Source organism: Methylotenera versatilis 7 (assembly GCF_000799165.1).
Classification (GTDB): domain Bacteria; phylum Pseudomonadota; class Gammaproteobacteria; order Burkholderiales; family Methylophilaceae; genus Methylotenera_A; species Methylotenera_A versatilis_A.
In genome coordinates this window covers 382,555-401,884 of record NZ_JUGF01000001.1, presented here as the reverse complement: position 1 = coordinate 401,884, position 19,330 = coordinate 382,555, and the positions used below count along the sequence as shown (strand labels likewise).

Sequence of the window (19,330 nt, the reverse complement as noted above, 5' to 3'; positions counted from 1 at the left end):
ATTATTATCAGATGTAATAATGCAATACCCAAAGTAAAAAAAAGGTATCGAAAAGGTAAAATTAAAGTGAAATTGGATTTAAAACGACTGTAAAAATACTACCTTGTGGTGAAACAGACTTAACATCAACAGTCCAACCTTGGTGATTACAGATTCGCTGTACTAGTGAAAGCCCTAGTCCCAACCCTTCCGTTTCTGTATTAACACCTCTGTAGAATGGTTCAAATATTAAAGCTTGTTCTTGAATAGAAATACCAGTCCCTGTATCTTGAATGCTAAACTGATTTTTCTCTAATATAATTTTGACGACTCCACTATTCGTGTAATGCAACGCATTGCGCAAAAGATTTGTCATAACAGTATCAAGAAATGTGGCATTAAATAAAAGTGGTGTTGGTACTTTTTTTTCTAATATCAGTTGAAGGCCTTTTGATTTAAATTCTTCTTGCCATATTTGAATTTGTTTTTCAGCAGCGGTTAATAAAGTGACTTTTTCAGAGACTTCGGACTCTTCTTTGTTGGATCGCGCAAGAATCAAAAATGTTTGTACCAACTTGGTCATATCATTATTTGCTTTTTTTATGCGTTCAATATAGTGATAATTTTTATTATTTTCCTTATTAGATTGAAGCAATATCGTACTCGCAGCACCTACAACCATGAGTGAAGTACGAAGCTCGTGACTTACATCACTTGTGAAAAGACGCTCTCTTTTAAGGGCAATGTTCAACTGACCAAAAGCTTTGTCGAATGCCCGAGCAAGGTGTCCAATTTCATCATTGCCATATTCATGAGCCAATGAAACTTGTGATGGATTTTCTGGGTTGAACTGCCCTACTTGCGAGGTCAGCCTTACCAGTGGATTCGTGAGTCTTTTCGCAAGTAGCCAGCCAACTAAAGCTGCCGTAATAATACTGAGTACGTAGCCAACTTTTACACCATAAAATAAAGCGCGCTCATTCTCCTCTAAATTAGTTTGATCTTGTATGACCAAATAGTCATTACCGCTTAACAAACGCCTGTAAGCATGTAAAGCATGACTATCTTTAACTATCTCGGTAAAGCCGAATTTTAAATGTGAAAATTCTTTAGGAATCGGATAGGTTTCACTGTTCGATGAATAAATATTGACGCCCAGCATTTGCATTTTAGTATCTTGATTGCCATTATCCTCATATAAAAAGTAGGAAAGTTTGTCCTGTAACTCCCTACTGATAATCTGTTCTTCGACGTAATGAAAAACTTTGATTAGTGCAAACGAAAATACGCTGCTTACAACAAAGGTCATCAATACAAATGCGATAACGATTCTATTTCGCAGAGGGTGATTATGCATTTAACTGCGCAATACGATATCCAACACCATGTACAGTGTGGATTAATGGATAACTAAATGGCTTATCTACAATTGCTCTTAATTGGTAAATATGTGCTTTAAGGCTATCACTATCTGGAACATCTTCACCCCATAAGGCGTTCTCCAAAAACTCACGTTTAACAACGTAAGGGCTGCGTTGCATTAAAAGTGCAAGCAACTTCATACCGATTGGATTGATTTTAAGCTGTGAAGCATCTCGGAAAACCTCCATAGTATCTAGATTGTATTTAAGTCCATTAACTAACAGGAGCTTTTGAATTCTATTTGACCTCTTAACGATAGATTCCATCCGGGCAACTAATTCTGAAAGTTCAAATGGCTTGAGCAAATAATCATCAGCCCCTAGCTTAAGGCCTTTTAATTTATCATCTAAAGCATCTCTTGCAGTAAGCATGATGATGGGAGTTTCGATTTTTGCATCTTCGCGTAATTTTTGACAAAATTGATATCCGTCCAAGCCTGGCAACATAATATCAAGAACAATTATGTCGAACTGTTGAGTTACGGCTAAATGCAATCCCGTTAGTCCATCCTGAGCACAGTCCACTTGATGATGTTGTGAGGTAAGGAAATCAACTATCAGCGAAAGAATATCTTTATTATCTTCTACAACTAGTATGCGCATATGCAGTCGGCAATTTTATGATTGAGGTATTGATGCAAGTTTACTTAATAATATCTTTGTCTTTTTATGAAAAAAATATCAATAATGAGAACCATTATCATCAAAGTCTAGCATTATCAGTAAATGCCGTAAAGTTAGATAATTCAAAGGAGAGCTTTAAAAGTGAAGATTAAAAGTACCTAATAACTGCCTGCGTTTGACCTAACCACTCCAATTCAATAAAAGTAACTAAGCGACCCAAAGCGGATGGTCAGCTTTAAATTCAATTTTAAAAATTTCTATTTTCAGTTAGAATTGCGTTAACCCTTGGGGAGTAGCCTACTTCTTATATGAAGTACCTGTGTCAACATAATCGACTAACGTCGTGGTACAGGTAGCCGTTTTCGGTTGGCGAGACTAATGGATGTCAACGCGATATTAAGTCGGGCGTGATGACATTCACTATTCTTGACCCGACTAGAAAACCATTCATGAATATCATTTCTACCACGCTTCTCGCGCTTGCCATGTCTACCGATGCATTTGCTGCTGCTATCGGTAAAGGCGCGACATTAAAAAGCCCTAAACTTTCAGAAGCACTTCGCACAGGGCTTATCTTCGGAGTCATTGAGGCAACCACACCATTGATTGGTTGGGCAATTGGTCGCGGCGCAGCCCAATATATCGCTGCTTGGGATCATTGGATAGCCTTTACATTACTGGTGATACTCGGTATCCATATGATATATACAGGCTTAAAAGACACTGAATCTGTTGAGGAAAAACCTAATCATCACACATTCATCGTCTTAGCGATTACCGCTTTTGCAACAAGTATTGATGCAATGGCTGTTGGTGTGGGTTTGGCTTTTATTGATGTGAATATCACTGTTACAGCAGCAGCGATCGGATTAGCGACTTTTACAATGGTAACAATCGGCTTTATGTTAGGTAAAGTGCTAGGTATTATGGTGGGCAAGCGTGCGGAAATATTCGGTGGTGTAATACTGATAGGAATCGGTAGCTATATACTTTACGAGCATCTTTATGTACTGGTTTAACAACTACTTCGGTTTGAAGGTGATTATGAACCTTCATGTGTACACTTGAATCTAGCGTTACTAATAGTTTAAATTAAATGATTGAGAAAAATTATGGATTTTAAAGTCAACATGACAAGAATATTGATGATCTTGGCATGTTTCATATTGTCACCTGGGACGTCCTTAGCAGAAACAACAGCATCAGATAATGGCGCAAAGCAACTGTGGCAGTTAATTGATTATGTTGCAGTGGATTATGGCGGCGCTGTTAATAAAGGAACAGTGGTAAGTGAAGCAGAATATGCAGAAATGCTCGACTTCACCAATAATGCGACACTACAGATACAGTCTTTACCTGCTAATGCTTCGAAAGATGCTATTGCTACCGCAATAGCTGATTTACGCTCTGCTGTTGTAAGTAAGACTGATGCTTCTGATGTTAAGCGCCTGGCTCATCTAGCCAATACAAAACTCATTGCAGCTTATCCAATACCTGTAGCGCCTAAAAAAGCTCCCAATCTTTCCAAAGGAAGCATGCTATATAACGCACAATGTGCTTCATGCCATGGGTCAAAAGGTGACGGAAACGGGCCTTTGGCCGCCGCTCTGGATCCTAAACCGATTGCATTTACTGATCAAGAAAGAGCGCAATCAAGAAGTCTGATGGCGCTTTATCAAGTGATATCACAAGGTGTTGAGGGCACCTCAATGCCAAGCTTTGCAAGCCTAACGGATGATGACCGCTGGGCATTAGCTTTTTTCATCGGCAGCATCTCATATAACGATGCAATGCGTGCGCAAGGTGAAAAGCTGTGGAAAGAATCCCCCGATATTAAAACCCTTTTTCCAGATTTAGCTGCCGTTACCACATTAACGCAAGACAGTCTCGCCCAAAAAATGCTGTCAACAAACGCACGCGACATTACAGCTTATCTTCGCAATAGCCCAGGCGTAGTAGAAGAGCTCAAACCCGCTGGTGTTGCTTTATCACGATTGCGACTCTCAGAAAGTTTAACAGCGCTACATTCTGGTGACCGAGCAGCTGCGATGAAACTCGGTTTATCAGCATATTTAGATGGTTTCGAACCGCTTGAACCAACAATTGGTGCGCGTAACAAGTCGCTACTGATTGCTGTCGAAGGAGCAATGTTGGCATACCGTTCTGCTATAGCCAAGGGCACCGTTTCGGAAGCAGAGGCGGCCGCAGAAAATCTGAATAGGCTCTTTGCTGACGTAGACGAAGAAATGGGTAAAAAAGAAGTCGACCCAATGACAACCTTTATAGGGGCTCTGACCATTCTGCTCCGAGAAGGTGTTGAAGCGCTTCTGATAGTTATCGGTATCATTGCGTTTTTGAAAAAAGCAGAGCGTCCTGATGTGCTGCGATATGTTCATTCCGGATGGGTTAGTGCATTGTTCGCTGGTGCTTTAACTTGGGTGATAGCGACTTATTTGGTCACGATCAGTGGCGCAAGTAGAGAGGTGACTGAAGGGGCTGGGTCTATATTTGCTGCAATCGTTTTATTAACAGTTGGGTTGTGGATGCATCAAAAAAGTAGCGCAGGAAGATGGCAAGCTTACCTTCACGAAAAGTTATCTGCTGCGATGTTTCGGCGGACTGCATGGGCTTTATTCGCTTTGTCATTTATTGCAGTGTATCGCGAAGTTTTTGAAACAGTTCTTTTCTACTCCGCACTTGCAACTGACGGGAATAGTGGCGCATTATTAGCTGGATTTCTAACAGCTATTTTGTTATTGGTCATCATCGCTTGGGCAATGCTACGTACCAGCGCAATTATGCCGATTGGTAAATTTTTCTCAATTACATCGGTTTTAGTGATGGTGTTGGCTGTGATTCTGATAGGCAAAGGGAGCATTGCTCTACAAGAGGCAGGATGGATTGGCGTTACTCCCTTCACCTGGCCGCGCATACCACTATTAGGTATGCACCCAACAGCAGAAACCATGTTCGCACAGATGCTAGTGTTAATAGTCGCACTTTTCGGTTTTAGCTTTAATTACTTTACGTCATTAAAGCGCCATAAAATCTAATCAAGAGTTATTGAAGGAAGGCGAACTTCTTTTCACACCCACCTCTAGTAGGTGGGTGCTTGTATCAGTGCCACATATCACATCAAGCCACCTCTTAGCGCCCTAACATAATGCTGCCCTCTCTAGCACCTACAACGTTTACTTTACAGAAACTATTGTATGAATCTGGCTATTTTTAAAGATTTTCATTCAAGCTCGTAAGCGACTACCATTGCCACACCTGATCAACACGATCATAAATATCCAGCAACTGGTCATGATTAATTACTTGTATATCCTCGTGTACTGGGGTATCTAAAAGACCGCGTTCAAGTAACTCTTCATGTAAAACATAAACTGGTATCTTTTTCTCTAAAAGATTTGTTATATCTCGGTTTAGTTCTGCGGGTTCCGTTTGCTTCCAACTGCCTAGCGTCAAGCTTGGTTGTCGTTGTTTTAAAATTACGTAATATGCACAATTTCCAGTCAGCAATACTTCCAAATCTCCGCCAGCACTGATCATTGACTGAGTAAGCCACAAAATGGTGTCGTCTTGCTCCTCAACAATGGTTCGAAAAGCCTGTTCAACTACTTGTAAAATTTTCATGATTATCTGGTACCAATAATTAATGTGTTATCTGATGCTGTCGCGTAACGCAGCAGATCTGCCGGTGAGCCTCTACCGCATCCACTAATACATTCATTGACTCCTCGTTCATCAACACACAGGCCACAATTTACCCAGTCAAACTGCAAATCTTTCGAAGCCGCCTTAGTTTGTAAAGCTGCTATCCAATTTTTGGTCAATGGATGATCTTCATCCGTCTCATTTCTGCCATGCACAGCGTTACCATGCGCTTTCTGTAATGCAAAAGACAAGGCTGCGGCCCCTTCATAAGCAAATACTTTGACATTAGCTCCCGTCTCTAAAGCAGCATCTAATAAACGGAAGAATGTGACAGTCCGCTCATTTTCAAAAGGCGGATCCATAAATGCAAAGGTGATCGTTTTTCTGTTACTCATATATATTCCCTAATTCCAAATCACTTTATCGCCATTTAACAAGGCATCAATCACTACATTAATTGTAGAAACCTTAATATTCGGCTTCAAATTATTGACATTTATCTCTCTTTGTTCCAATGAAAAATTATCAGCCAGCACAGTGACTGAATCATTTAATAAAGCGTCCATTTGCGCGCTACGCGCACCTTTTCTAGCCGCAACCACTCCGTTCTGCACAAGAAGAATTGATACGGAATTGCCCTTTTTAGCTAAGCTCTTGGCTAAGTTAAACTGGGCGTTAGTTCGCACCTCCGTGAAAATATCCTGGCTTTGTATAAAAAAATATCGCGACATAAATACTCCTGTTAAATTAATTTCCTGATGGACTTAAGGTTTTTGCTGGTCCAATAATTCATTGCGCACTAAAAAATCACCAAATTTTTCATCCAATCTGCGCTCATTAGCGTACTTTCCGAACAGACGATTTAATATCTCAACAATTCGATGTTCATTGACATTGCTGGCATATAGTTTTGCCAGCCTGTTGCCGATATAACTGCCACCTAAATAAAGGTTATAAAGCCCTAAGGCACGTCCGGTAAGTGCTATTTCTGCTAAATAAGGTCTTGCACAGCCATTAGGACAACCAGTGATACGAAGTGTGATTGGCTCATCGTAAAGTCCATGAGCCGACTTTAAAGAATCAAACAATACTTTAAAGTTAGGTAGATAGCGCTCGGCCTCAGCCATCGCCAATCCACATGTAGGTAGTGCCACGCAACTCATGGTGTGTGCCGCTTGGCTTTGATGTGCCAGATGCTCGCTAAGTCCAATATCATCTAGGCGCCACTTAGTCTGAGCGAGTGAATAGGCATTCACATTAACAAGCTGAAGATTTTGATTCGGAGTAAGTCTAATATCTCCATCAAACTGTTGGAAAAATCCGGCTAATTTATCTTGAAGTGCACCATCGATTCTGCCACTTTCAATTTGTAATGTTCCATGCCATCGCCCATCATCACCTTGCTGCCAGCCTGTTGGATCACTGTTATGGGTAAATTCAAATGGTTTCGCTGGCTCTAATGCTTTTCCTCTCCGTTTCGCTAATATCTCTAAAAACCACTTATTACCTAGCCTGTCTAATGTGTATTTAAATCTGGCCTGATGACGATCTTCTCTACTTCCGTAATCACGCTGTATCGTCATGATGATTTCAGCAACCGCTGATGCTTCTGCTGCTTTTATAAAACCAATCTGTTCGGCTAATCGCGGATAACTATCTGACCTGCTGTAGATTTTTCCCATACCTCCGCCAACACACAAATTAAAACCTAATAGCTTCTTATTTTTTACAATCGCAATAAAACCGACATCCTGGCCATAAACATCAATGTCATTGCTTGGCGGGATAACAAAACCTACTTTAAATTTTCGCGGTAAATATAATTTGGTATAAACAGGATCTTCGTTTGAATTAGCCAAATTACTTATACTTTTCTCACCGTACCAAACTTCAGAGTAAGCTCCAGTTTTTGGAATCAATCTTTTACTGGTTTCTTTTGCCAGATTAAATACTTGATGGTGTACGTGAGATAACTCCGGATTTGACCCACAAACAACGCCACGGCTATCATCACCGCACGCAGCAATGGTATCAAGCCCAATATCCCGAATTGCCCTCATAAATGGCTGCAGATTTTTTTTACGTATCCCATGAAATTGAATTGTCTGGCGAGTAGTAATCCTCAGGCCTCGTTCCGAAAATTTTCTGGATATTTTATCTAGTCCTAACCACTGTTTGGCGGTTAAGAATCCGCCAGGAATCCTTAACCTCACCATAAACTGATATGCTGGCTCAAGCTTTCTTTCGGCTCGATTCGATCTAATATCCCGATTATCTTGCTGGTAGATGCCATGAAACTTCATGAGCAGAGGATCTTGCCCCGGAACAGCTCCGGTATCGGCACGTTTCAACCCATCAAGAATGGTGCCTCTAAGAAAGTTACTATTGAATTTGAACTGCTCATAGGGCGGCAACTGATCGACAACCTGTGAAATTTCATTCTCAAGCGTTAAGTTTTTATCCATTCTTATACTCACTAATACAAATTCCTGTGTATGCGATGGCTGCTATCCAAAGACTGCCAACTCACTTCATGTTTACCGCTATTCATTAGCCAGGAAGTCATTTCAATTTCACATTCGGTCAAAAGCTGCTTGTCCCCACATAGATAAATATGTGCTCCTTGCTTTAACCAGTCTATAAGTAAGTCAAATTGTTCAACTACCGTCTTACCCAGTGAACTATCTAATTGCTCGTGATAAAAAAAGGTATCAATACGCTTCAAAATACCTAGCTCCATCGCTTTTTGTAGCTCTACTTGATACAGAAAATCTTCTTCGTATTGCTCTTCAGAAAAAATCAACCAGCATGGATGTGTTCTTATACCTAGCTGCAGCTCTTGAATAAAAGATCGATACGGTGCTATTCCTGTACTATCAGCAATTAATATCAACGGCACATCTAATGCTTCGGGTAAATGAAAACGAGAGTTTCGATATGGATATATCCTTAGTTGATCGTTCTCTTTAATATCAACCAAATGTGCTGAAGCCACGCCCTCTTCAACTCTATCCTGAAACTCATAAGTGTATTTTTTGACCGTGAGGTGAACTTCATCTTCGACAAGATTGATACTGTTAGCAACATCATATAAACGTGGCTGCAGCGGTCGTAAATGATCCACAAAACGTTGTGCATCTACTTTTGCTGGAAACTTCTTGATGATGTCCAGCACTTGATACGTTTTTAAAAAATTCTTTTTTTCGCTATGTTCTAGATTAGCTATTGCAGTTAAATCTGCACTCAAAGCCACCTGACTCCACATCTCAATAAACTTGTTACTTGGGATGGTTAAATCACAGTCTTCCGCAAGCACCATATCCAAGCGGGTTGTTCTGTGATTGATTGTCACAACTTCATCGCGTTTCATACTAGCGGCTTCTAAGACTTCATCTACCAAAGAATCTGGGTTTCGTACCAGAACACCAATCGCATCGCCTGGCGCTAATGAAACTCTTTTGCTATCAATCGACAGCTCAATATGATGAACGGGATTAGTGCGACTGATGCTACTCAATCGGGTATTACTCAGAACTGTTGTTAATAACGGATTACTTTTTGTAATCTTTTCAGATTGCTCGATATGTTGCCTAGTCGTGCTTTCTACCGATTCACTACGCGGGATGAGTTTTAAGACTTCTTCCATCCACAACTTTGCAGCACCATGGTAATCAACATCACAATCCTGCCTAAAAGTAAGACGCGTACCACCTAAAGAAGCAAATCGCTCATCCAGTTGTTTTCCGGTTGCACAAAAATGTTCGTAGGTGCTATCTCCCAATGATAGAACTGCATAGCGTAAATTTGGCAATCTCGCAGCTTTAGCATCCATTAAAGATGCATAGAAATTCTTTATTGATTCTGGCGGGTCACCATCACCATGCGTGCTGCAAATGAATAGCACATGAGATTGTTTGCTTAATTGGCGCGGGTATATATACGCAAGATCTCTAACGACGACTTTTATATTTTCCGCCCGCGCCAGTGCCTCCAGTTGGCGCGCTAGTTTTTCACAATTTCCGGTTTCAGATCCATAAGCCACCAACACTTCAGGCTCATTAACAATTGGCGGCTCTGTTTCAACAGTCTTATTACTTTGACCTGCCAAATATCCACTTAGCCATGTCATTTGGCGAGCATCCAACGTTTGCAACAAGAGTTGTATCTCTTGCCACTTTTTATCATTGAATACATCTACCGCTAAACTGACGGTCATATCATTTCTGTACTTTTATTCATAAACCAGCATTATGAAATGTTATTAATATTAATAATAATGAAATATAATGGCTTTTAATATTAAATATTTCGATATATACCGATGGACATCAACCTTGCTCTTACTTTTCTTGAAATCATTCGAACAGGTAGCTTTATTCAGGCTGCCGAGCGGTTACATATCACTCAAACCACAGTAACCGCTCGCATACAACATTTAGAGGAGCTATTAAACTGCAGATTATTTATACGCAACAGAAGTGGAGCTAAGCTGACTGAAAACGGAAAAAGGTTTGTCACTCATGCCAGCCAGCTTGTTCAAATATGGGAAATGGCACGTAAAGACTTACCTTTGCCAATCGGGTCGATTGATCTAATCACAATTGGAGGTGAAATTAGTTTATGGAACCCATTACTTTTGAACTGGCTTGGCGCTATTCGCAGTCATTTGCCTTCTCTCGCCATACGTGCGGAAGTAGGTGAAACGAGAACACTCCATCAAAAATTAGAAATTGGTGCAATGGATGCAGCCTTGGTACATCAGCCTGATTATTGGCCAGGAATGCAAGTTGAACAATTGTTAGAAGAAAAATTAGTTCTTGTGAGATCGGTTAGGAAATCTGGCCCATACATCTACGTGGACTGGGGTGACGACTTTAACCAGCAACACAATACTGCCCTTGCAGAATATTCTCACAATCAGCTATCGTTGAATTTAGGCCCCCTAGCACTCCACTACCTACTTGAAAATGGCGGTAGCGGCTATTTTCGTACTCGAGTAGTGCAACAATATATCAACGAAGGTATTCTTGAACTGGTGCCTCAAGCGCCAGAATTTTCTTACCCCATCTATTTGGTCTACCCAAGAAACAAACTCAGCACGTTAATGACAGAAGTATTAACCGTTTTAAAGACTGTAGCGATCGAGGAAGCTAATTGGTCACAGCGCTAGCTCAAAGCATGAGAGAAGCCTGGCCATTCAAATCCACTTTAGTCCTCACCTAATATAAACATTTGATTCAAATATTCCTCAATAGGAATAGATTCAAAATTCGCCTTATTCGCACCGCAATCAGGACATTTCCAGTAGTCAGGAAGTTCATGCCAGGGCGTGCCAGGACTGATCCCCAATTTTGGATAGCCTATAGCCTCATCGTAAATTAAAGTACAAATTACACACTGCCAAACTTCCATATTGCCTCTGTATATATGATTACAGTCGCATTATCCGCCCAATCAATATTCAATAAAAATGAAATATAACGTCCTTTAATATTCAAATTATTGATGTTATAAAATTTTAAGCACTAACAAATTTCGAAAATTAAATAGCCAACAATTTTGATATCAAGTGGTGAGGGCTTGCCTACACTTGTTTCAACATACTCCCATACCCTTGTTTGTAGTTGTAAATTTGCTACCTTATTGATTAACGCAGATGTAAGTAATCCTTAAATGGTTGTGAGACAATCGTAGTCAATAATATCGTTATTACCTTAGCTGAGAACAACTGATTATGAGTGAACACATTACCTCCCCTGTGACTAAACTGTTACAACATGAAAACATTGCTTATGAAGCAATAGAAATTCCATTAACTGAAGATAAAAAACCTGTTAGAAATTTAGAGGACTTGCTTTTAAAGCAAGGATTAGATCCACAATCCGTGGTTAGAAGCGTGTTGTTCAAAACAGCTTCAGATAAGTTTGTTTTATTAGCTGTTGCAGGTGGTGGCCGTGCTGACTGGAGCTTGCTGCGTAACCATTTAAATGAACGTAAGTGTCGCATGGCGGAATTTGATGAAGTACCTGCAGCAACCGGATATGTTGTGGGAGCTGTCCCACCAATCGCATTGCCAGAAGACATTAAAGTTCTGGTGGATAATAGTATAAAAGACTATGAAACCGTGGTGATTGGTAGTGGTGTTTTGGGGTTCGCGCTATCACTCAAAGGAGCTGATTTACTTAAACTGCTTGCTTATGCAGATCAAGGTCAATTTACAAACATACAATCCTAAACTTTCACCTTGCTTTATAAAGCTTCAATCACAAATAACACTTAGAAGCTTAACCACTAAATACCTAAGACACCAAATTCTGCCCTATCTTTAATCACTTCACGCACTAACCCGACATCAATTTTCTCCGCATTGGTCGAATAACCATACACAAGTGCAGTATCACAAAGGATATTAATACTACGTGGAATACCTCTAGCTGCTTCGCCAATTAAACGCGTTGCCGCAGGTGTAAACAAAAGCGTATCGCGCCCGGCAACATGCAGGCGGTGATGAATGTATTTATCCGCTTCAAAAGACTGTAATGGCGGAATAAAAAAGTCCACCGAAACACGTTGAAAAAACTGCTGTAAATCTGGCCTGCGGAGTAAATCTCTTAATTGTGGCTGCCCAACCAATATAATTTGTAAGAGCTGATCTTTATCCGCGTTAATGTTCGATAACATGCGCAACGATTCCAGCGCTGCCGGGCTTAGATTCTGCGCTTCATCGACAATCAGCACAACACGCTTATTTTCGCTATAGCATTTAATTAGAAACTGCTGAAATGCATCGTACAAGGCTAAATTGGATTTGCCCTCATACGGTTGATTAAACGAAAGCATTATCCAGCCTAACAAATCGTCAATATGCTCGTGCGTGTTGTAAACAATACCTACCGTTAACTCATCGCCTAAATTATTCAGTAAATGGCGTACTAATGTGGTTTTTCCGCATCCTATCTCACCGCAAATCACAGAAAATCCGGCGCGATTTTGTACACCATACTCCAGCATGGCATATGCCATGCTATGGCGAAGGCTAAAAAATAAAAATTCCGGATCTGGTTGAATTGAAAAAGGTTTTTCTTTTAAACCATAAAAGCTTTCATACATGTTTGTTGTCCAGACTACCGCTATAAAGTTTTAAGTAATGCAATTGCATCATCTTTTTGAGGGAACTGCTGATTTTCAGCCAATTTAATAGATTTTTGTAATGCCTGTTTTGCCGAAGCAGTATCATTTCTAGCAATATAAATTTTGGCCAAATGATACTGAAACACAGCAATCTCAGGCGATTTTTCAACTGCTGATTTTAATGCCTTTTCAGCAGCACTAAACTCACCAATTTTATAGCTAGCCCAGCCAAAAGTATCTAAAAATTGCGGCGTTGTACTATTTTTTAAATCTTTAGCCAAGGTATGAGCACGCGTAAAACTGGCTTGATCACTACGATAATCTAACAAAAGACTTGCTAAATTGTTATTCACAATTTCAACACCCGGACGCTCTTTCAACAAATCCTCATATACTTTTATAGCATCCTCTATACGATTAGCAGCCTCATATAATCCTGCTTGGGTGAGCATTAAACCAAAGTCTTTTGGTATCGCGGTTAAACCATTTTGAATCGTTTTTTCGGCCTCATCAGGCTGATTTCCCCGCTGTTGTGCAAGTGCAAGCTGTTGATAACCTGCGGGATTTTTTGGGTTTGTAAGTATCACATTAGAGAACACTTGCTGCGCACCTTGTGTATTGCCAGAACCAAGAAGAATCTGTCCTTTGATTAATTGCGCTTCAGTATTATTAGGGTTGTCTTTTAAAACGGTATCTATAAAGGCAAGAGCTTCTTTAGTTTTACCGGAGCGCATATAGGTTCTAACAATTGCAACAATGGGTTGCGCTTCATTTGGGGCAGCTTCATGCGCACGCTTAAAGGCACTTAAAGCGCTTTCGAAATCATTTTGGCCTGTTGAAATAGCACCTTGTATTTGGTCGGCCAATAGCTTGTTATCTTTCAGATTTTTTGCTTTATCTGCCAGTGCTTGCGCGCCAGCATAATCGCCGCGCGCAATTTTAGCCTGCGCAAGTGAGCTCATCACAGCCGCGTTGTCTGGATGAGCAGCCAACATGTCTTCAAACACTTTTTCGGCGCGCTCCGGCTGTTTACGGCGCATTAAAAACTGTGCATATGGAATGCCGTAGGTCGGTGAAAATTTACTTGTTTCAAACGCTTTAAGGTAATGCTCTTCTGCAAGTTCTGGCGAACCGGAGTTCTCATGCGCAGAAGCCAGCATGACAAGCGCATTGTATGCTGTAGGGGAATCGCGTGTTACAGTTCTTAAATCAATAATAGCAGCATCATAATTTTTAGCTTCCAAGGCTAAGCCTGCTCTTAACGTTAATGCCTGCCCATTACTTTTGTCAGCCTCAATAATTGCGTTTAGTATTTTGCTTGCCTCTTCTTTTTTACCTGCCTGAATCAGTTTATAAGCAATCATACTCTGCGCTTTATATCCATCAGCAGTCTTGCCGGCTTTTTGCTTGATTTGATCTAGCAACTGATCTTCCTGCTGAGGCATTTTTTGCACTTGGTATAAGTTAACCAGAGCAAAAGCTAACTCATAATTCTCAGGCTCCTTTTTAACGAAATTTTCTAATTCCAGACGACCTGCATCTTTGCCTTTAGCGGCAATAACAAATCGAACGATATCTAGTTTTGATTGTAAGTCGGGTGAAATTTCTGCAATCGCGCGTAGTTGTTGTTCAGCCTCTGGCTGACGATTATATTTAAGCAGAAACTGCGCATAGCTTTTTCTTGCTACTGTCTTATCTGGAAACAATTTAATTAGTTTTTGAAAAGACTGATCTGCTTCTGCAACCTTGGATAAATCTTCCAGCACTTTGATTCGAATCAACTGTACTGCTAGATTTTTCTCATCTTTACTCACAGCCTTGTCTAGATACTCAAGTGCTTTGATATTATCTTTTGCGGATAATCGCTCAGTTGCTAATAAGATATATGCATCCTGATTATCAGGATCTTTGCGTAACGCTAAATTTGCGTACTCAAGCGCGCCTTTTGTATCGTTCAATTTTAACTGTATGGCAGCACGTAAATTGAGCGCAGCAACATTGTTTTTATCGACTTCAAACGCTTTATTACTTCTTTCAAGCGCAAGATCCACCTTACCGGCCGCCAATAATATTTGCCCCGTTTTAACCAAGGCATCAATATGCTTAGGGTCTTTTTCAATGACCTCATTCATTAAACCATAAGTCGCTTTAAAATCACCTTTACGCTCTGCAATCAAGCCTAGTGCGTACATTGCCTTAGGCATGCTCTTTTTCAATTGCAGCGCATTTTGAAACTCTAGTTTCGCTTTATCAGGATCTGTTTCCAGTAACTCCATACCTTTCTGATAATACTTCTCCGCCTTTTCTTCGGGAGTAGAGCAACCGCTGACGATTACGGTTAAACAAAGTGCAATCAGTAAATTGGAAATAGGTTTTTTCATGTTCGGTCTTCTTAATTAATATAAATTATCAAGTAATCTAATTATTTTGGTACATATGTATCCAATAAGGGTATGCTTTTTTCTAAAAACGCTTGGATACGCTTATCAGCCGCTTCTATTGATTCAGATGGTCGGATATAAGCAGTCACCCGTACCAGTGCGCCATCCGTTCTGTTTCTCTGAATAGAATCCAGCAATAAGTACCACTTCATATAATACTCGTTAGCAATGTGTCTACCACGTTGCTCAAACCAATAATAAACCACTTGCCTGTGATTATCTTTATTAATCACTGTACGGTTTACATGAAAATCTTTTTTACCTGCCACGTCAATCGTAATACGATCCAGTGAGGAAATGATCCACCCACCACCCGGCATACAAACTTGTGGGGAATGAGGCGACACTCCTTTACGTTGAGAGGCGTAATAGGCCACATAGAAATTGACCGAATCTCTGCCAGTCTTATAGTCTGCCAACAGGTAGTCATCTACACCCAGAAACTCTTCCACATCTTTTGGTAAGCTAGACTCCTTAGCAATCCAATTATCGATTTTTGTTGGGAAAGTTGCCAAGGGCTTTCTTTCTGGCTTTATTTCCACACGGTCACTTAATAAGTTAACGGCAATTAAAGCCACTAAAATAAGTACGATACTGACATACAAAGGTTTTTTAACAATGGACTCAGGCTTGTCAGGGTGCACCGGTTGTATAACGGGCACATCCACTGCTTGCCAAAAATGGCGCTTTTGCCCTATTTTTTCTAAAATCACTACCTCTAGAATTAATATAAGCAAACAAACCATAAAGATAATCCAGCCTTCAAAGTAATGTAAAAAGCCGTCCGCCATATCATTACCCCAGCGATTCACCAACACACCAACCATGGCAATACGCAGACTGTTCATAATGACAGTGATTGGTATGGTCGATAAGAAGATAAATATTTTTTGCCAGAGTTTGCCTTTGTACATATAAGCCATCAAAAAGCCAATACTCAATAGTGGATATAGATAACGCAGTCCACTGCAAGCCTCGACTACTTGTAATTTATATATACCTAGATCGATTACATTGCCTTCTAAATAGACTGAATTACCCAATATGCGTAAAAATGCCACGCCCAAGTCAGATGAAATGAGTTGTAAACGCCAGGATAATTGCGCGCCCAGAAAATAAGGCAATGGGATTGCAAATGCTAAAAATGCGATAGGCAACAATGAAACTCTTAATAACGACTTGCCACCGTAAGCTAAGACCAAACCAATAAGGGTCAATAAAAAGCTCAATTGGATTAAAACGAATATGGCTGTCAGTTCGCCAAGTAACAGTCCTACTGCGCCTATGGCAATCAATACAGGACCAACCCAAGAAGACTCACCTATACTCGCAAGTAACGCTTCTTTTCTGGCCCACAAAAACCAAATACTAATTAGCGGAATAAAGTAGCCATGACCATATTCTTCTTGTGTATTCCACCTTGAAACCAAATCACTTAAGCCACCAAAATAAGCGACAAATGCAAGCACCAAAGCAAATAAAAACCATTTCTGGTTTTGGGTTAAAGACAAAAAATTTGGCATAGTTTTTTTGTTATCCATGAGATTCAATTAATCATTAATGGCGATTAGTTTATCAGCAAAATTTACACTTAGGACTACAGCAACCCACTTGGGCTAACAGGACTCTTAGTGCCAGCACTTTGCAACCTGAAGAAAAAACAATTCCTTTTAATAGTTTAAGGTTTGATAGTGTAAGACTGCGTCATATATGGTGCAGCTAATGGCTCACCCATAATCAAACCCTGTGTCGGCCAGTAAACACTTTTCCAATATGCTTCAATCAGTGTATTTCCAGCCAAATAATGATTTAACAATACAGACGGATTAGGGAATTTCTGCCAGTAGTTACAGGGCTCCGAAACTGAGCCATAAGTCCCCGTAACACCAGCATCCAGCCATTTCAAGCTTGTCGTACTCCGCTCACTAGATAAAATACCGCCAAATGAAGTTAAATGATCTGCAATAGCACCAGGCATAAAATTCAGTGTTTTTAAATCTGGCACTTCAGCCGTGCCAGTAAAATAAAACATAATATCTTTCTTATCTTTGAGGACATCTGCCTTAATGGTACGAATCCACAACTTCTTTGATTCAATTCTGGTCAGATCTTTTGGGAAAAATGGCTCACGCGATTTACTGGCGGCATCATATGTCGTTTTTAAAAAATAAGCTGTCGCTTCATTTAATTTAAATCCACTTAATACACCTTTGTCGATGATGTTTTTTGCGACTTCAATTGAATCTGTTGGTAACAATATTGATAAACGCATATTGAAATCTTTTTCTGGATTGTGCGAGGCGCTATTAAAGTAAGGGTTTTTGATACCTACGCCACATCCATTTTCGCACTGTTTAGCTTGATAACCCAATGTCACTGCTGAAGTAATTGAATTACAGTTAACCGCAAATGGTTTCGTCCAGGCTAAAACGATCACTTTAATATTTTCATTTAATTGAGCAAAAATATTAGTGCGTAAAGTAAGAAACTGCTGTTCTGTCATTACTGAAATATCGGGGCTAATATCCACTTTAATCAGATTGCTCTTGGGTATATTTCGCGCATTAATATAATAATCACCAACAGTAAGGCTATTAGCATCCTGCAAATTAACAATCACTGCAACTTGCTCTGGAGTGATTGAATGAGCTATTGGAGACTGAGCTTCTTCTGCCCAAATTACGGTCGGATTTAAAAGAAAATAAACAGTCAAAAAGTAAAATCGAAACATAAGCTAAGATTTTTTTAATAGTGTAATCACTAGTCAATCAAATTACTTTTAGATGACTGCCGACGCAAAAGCCATTCATTAAAAATCAATTTAGGAAAAATAATTGCGTCCACAATATATCGTTTGGCTAGGCGTTTTGGTTCTGAAAGCATGCGATGCAACCACTCCAAGCCAATTCTCTGCATCCAGAGCGGTGCGCGCGCTTTTTCACCTGCTATGAAATCAATCGTAGCGCCTACACACAAGGCAACTTTGACAGAAATTTCAGATGCATATTGGGTAATCCATAACTCTTGCTTTGGTGCACCTAAACCCAGCACCAACAAATCTGCTCCACTGGCATTGACTGTTTCACAGATGGCTTTTGATATATCTGGTTTTTTTTCAAAACCAAAATCGGGACTTAAAGTGCCGACCACTTTTACCATTGGCCAAGTAGTATGAATAATATCTTTGGCACGATCGGCCACTCCCGGCATCGCACCCAACAAAAATACTGTTAAAGGTTGCTGATTGTTCTGGGCATGTTCAAAAAGTGCTGGTACCAAATCACTGCCCGGCACAGTACCTGGCAAATCTACACCCAATAAACTAGCAGCCCAAACTACGGGCTTTCCATCTGTCACAATCAATGCCGCATCTGTATAAGCTTTTTGCAAACCCTTATCTGTTTGTAATTTGACGATGTGATCGACATTGGGTGTAACAACAAAACGGCATTGTTTTTGCGGCTGTGCAATCCACGCATGAACCAGATTGACGGTTTCCTGCATATTAAGCGGATCAATGTCCGCTCCAAATAATCGAATACGTTTTTTAAGTGACTGAATCATCATAAATGTGGCTTCTTCATTTTAACAACCGCAGGCACACCTACTGCTATCGCATCATCCGGCACATCAATCAATACAACTGAATTAGCACCAATACTTACATTGTTGCCAATCTTAATGTTGCCAAGTAATTTAGCTCCAGCACCAATATCAACATTGTGACCAATTTGCGGCGCACATGGCTCATTCACATTCTTAAGTCCGACTACCACGCCATTTCGGATCCTGCAGTTATCGCCAAATTTTGCATAGCCGCTAATGACTATGCCGCCAAAATGATCAATCAGAAAATTTTCACCAACTTCCACCTCGCAAGGCAGTTCTATACCAGTGATAATCTGGATTAATTTATACAAAAATTTGTAGATCAATGAATATAGTTTACGTACCAATACATTGTTAATAGTGTAACGCCATCGTCCAAAACGATAGACCAGCATTACCCAAAAACCTTGCGCTGCCCAATCGCCACGATAGTTTTTTAAATCTTGTTTGATATGATTAAACATG

The 19,330-nt window shown here is 40.2% G+C and carries 18 protein-coding genes and 1 riboswitch; of the genes, 4 read left to right on the top strand and 14 right to left on the bottom strand.

Annotated features, from left to right (window positions below; genetic code table 11):
- Positions 1-61 precede the first annotated feature (61 nt).
- Positions 62-1,336, bottom strand: a complete 1,275-nt coding sequence (locus K370_RS01715; RefSeq protein ID WP_047537467.1) for a sensor histidine kinase — start codon at positions 1,334-1,336, stop codon at positions 62-64.
- Positions 1,329-2,003: a response regulator transcription factor gene (locus K370_RS01710; RefSeq protein ID WP_047537464.1), complete on the bottom strand. Its 675-nt coding sequence runs from the start codon at positions 2,001-2,003 to the stop codon at positions 1,329-1,331. The genes K370_RS01715 and K370_RS01710 overlap by 8 nt, the downstream gene beginning before the upstream one ends.
- 303 nt (positions 2,004-2,306) lie before the next feature.
- Positions 2,307-2,464: riboswitch (yybP-ykoY riboswitch) on the top strand.
- A gap of 9 nt (positions 2,465-2,473) precedes the next feature.
- Between K370_RS01710 and mntP the strand changes: the two genes are divergently transcribed.
- Positions 2,474-3,043 (top strand): manganese efflux pump MntP, encoded by a 570-nt coding sequence (gene mntP, locus K370_RS01705; RefSeq protein ID WP_047537461.1) that lies wholly within the window; start codon positions 2,474-2,476, stop codon positions 3,041-3,043.
- A gap of 126 nt (positions 3,044-3,169) precedes the next feature.
- Positions 3,170-5,077: a cytochrome c/FTR1 family iron permease gene (locus K370_RS01700; RefSeq protein ID WP_235272680.1), complete on the top strand. Its 1,908-nt coding sequence runs from the start codon at positions 3,170-3,172 to the stop codon at positions 5,075-5,077.
- 205 nt (positions 5,078-5,282) lie between these two features.
- On the opposite strand, the gene K370_RS01695 is transcribed toward K370_RS01700, so the two are convergent.
- Genes K370_RS01695 through K370_RS01675 form a run of 5 tightly spaced genes read right to left on the bottom strand, consistent with a single transcriptional unit; the run spans position 5,283 to position 9,900 of the window.
- Complete coding sequence (locus K370_RS01695; RefSeq protein ID WP_047537458.1) at positions 5,283-5,663, bottom strand: hypothetical protein; 381 nt, start codon at positions 5,661-5,663, stop codon at positions 5,283-5,285.
- Between the two features lie 2 nt (positions 5,664-5,665).
- Positions 5,666-6,079, bottom strand: coding sequence for a DsrE family protein (locus K370_RS01690; RefSeq protein WP_047537455.1), 414 nt, complete (start codon positions 6,077-6,079; stop codon positions 5,666-5,668).
- 9 nt (positions 6,080-6,088) lie between these two features.
- Positions 6,089-6,415 carry a DsrE family protein gene (locus K370_RS01685; RefSeq protein ID WP_047537452.1) on the bottom strand — a complete coding sequence of 109 codons (327 nt, stop codon included), beginning with the start codon at positions 6,413-6,415 and terminating at the stop codon, positions 6,089-6,091.
- A 33-nt stretch (positions 6,416-6,448) separates the two neighbouring features.
- Positions 6,449-8,149 (bottom strand): NADPH-dependent assimilatory sulfite reductase hemoprotein subunit, encoded by a 1,701-nt coding sequence (locus tag K370_RS01680; protein ID WP_047537449.1) that lies wholly within the window; start codon positions 8,147-8,149, stop codon positions 6,449-6,451.
- Positions 8,150-8,160: 11 nt separating this feature from the next.
- Positions 8,161-9,900: a diflavin oxidoreductase gene (locus K370_RS01675; RefSeq protein WP_047537447.1), complete on the bottom strand. Its 1,740-nt coding sequence runs from the start codon at positions 9,898-9,900 to the stop codon at positions 8,161-8,163.
- A 105-nt stretch (positions 9,901-10,005) separates the two neighbouring features.
- On the opposite strand from K370_RS01675, the gene K370_RS01670 reads away from it, so the two are divergent.
- Positions 10,006-10,854, top strand: coding sequence for a LysR family transcriptional regulator (locus tag K370_RS01670; protein ID WP_047537445.1), 849 nt, complete (start codon positions 10,006-10,008; stop codon positions 10,852-10,854).
- A 38-nt stretch (positions 10,855-10,892) separates the two neighbouring features.
- Here the strand turns inward: K370_RS01670 and K370_RS01665 are convergent, their stop codons facing one another.
- A complete protein-coding gene (locus K370_RS01665) occupies positions 10,893-11,096 on the bottom strand; it encodes a rubredoxin (protein ID WP_052185131.1) in 204 nt (67 codons plus the stop codon).
- 322 nt (positions 11,097-11,418) lie between these two features.
- Here K370_RS01665 and K370_RS01660 point away from each other — a divergent pair, with 322 nt between their 5' ends.
- Positions 11,419-11,919, top strand: coding sequence for an aminoacyl-tRNA deacylase (locus K370_RS01660; RefSeq protein WP_047537443.1), 501 nt, complete (start codon positions 11,419-11,421; stop codon positions 11,917-11,919).
- 56 nt (positions 11,920-11,975) lie between these two features.
- Here K370_RS01660 and K370_RS01655 read toward each other — a convergent pair whose 3' ends face one another.
- The 6 genes from K370_RS01655 to K370_RS01630 form a co-directional block, all read right to left on the bottom strand.
- Entirely contained in the window at positions 11,976-12,794 is an 819-nt protein-coding gene (locus K370_RS01655) for an ExeA family protein (protein ID WP_047537440.1), read from the bottom strand.
- A 20-nt stretch (positions 12,795-12,814) separates the two neighbouring features.
- Positions 12,815-15,196, bottom strand: a complete 2,382-nt coding sequence (locus tag K370_RS01650; protein ID WP_047537437.1) for a tetratricopeptide repeat protein — start codon at positions 15,194-15,196, stop codon at positions 12,815-12,817.
- Positions 15,197-15,237: 41 nt separating this feature from the next.
- Positions 15,238-16,767, bottom strand: a complete 1,530-nt coding sequence (gene xrtD, locus K370_RS01645) for a VPLPA-CTERM-specific exosortase XrtD (protein WP_160255833.1) — start codon at positions 16,765-16,767, stop codon at positions 15,238-15,240.
- Positions 16,768-16,934: 167 nt separating this feature from the next.
- Positions 16,935-17,876: a TIGR03790 family protein gene (locus tag K370_RS01640; RefSeq protein ID WP_235272655.1), complete on the bottom strand. Its 942-nt coding sequence runs from the start codon at positions 17,874-17,876 to the stop codon at positions 16,935-16,937.
- Positions 17,877-18,016: 140 nt separating this feature from the next.
- The gene (locus K370_RS01635; RefSeq protein ID WP_235272654.1) at positions 18,017-18,823 is read right to left on the bottom strand and encodes a WecB/TagA/CpsF family glycosyltransferase; all 807 of its coding nucleotides are present in this window, start codon (positions 18,821-18,823) and stop codon (positions 18,017-18,019) included.
- Positions 18,820-19,329 carry a serine O-acetyltransferase gene (locus tag K370_RS01630; RefSeq protein WP_047537431.1) on the bottom strand — a complete coding sequence of 170 codons (510 nt, stop codon included), beginning with the start codon at positions 19,327-19,329 and terminating at the stop codon, positions 18,820-18,822. The genes K370_RS01635 and K370_RS01630 overlap by 4 nt, the downstream gene beginning before the upstream one ends.
- Between the last annotated feature and the right edge of the window lies 1 nt (position 19,330).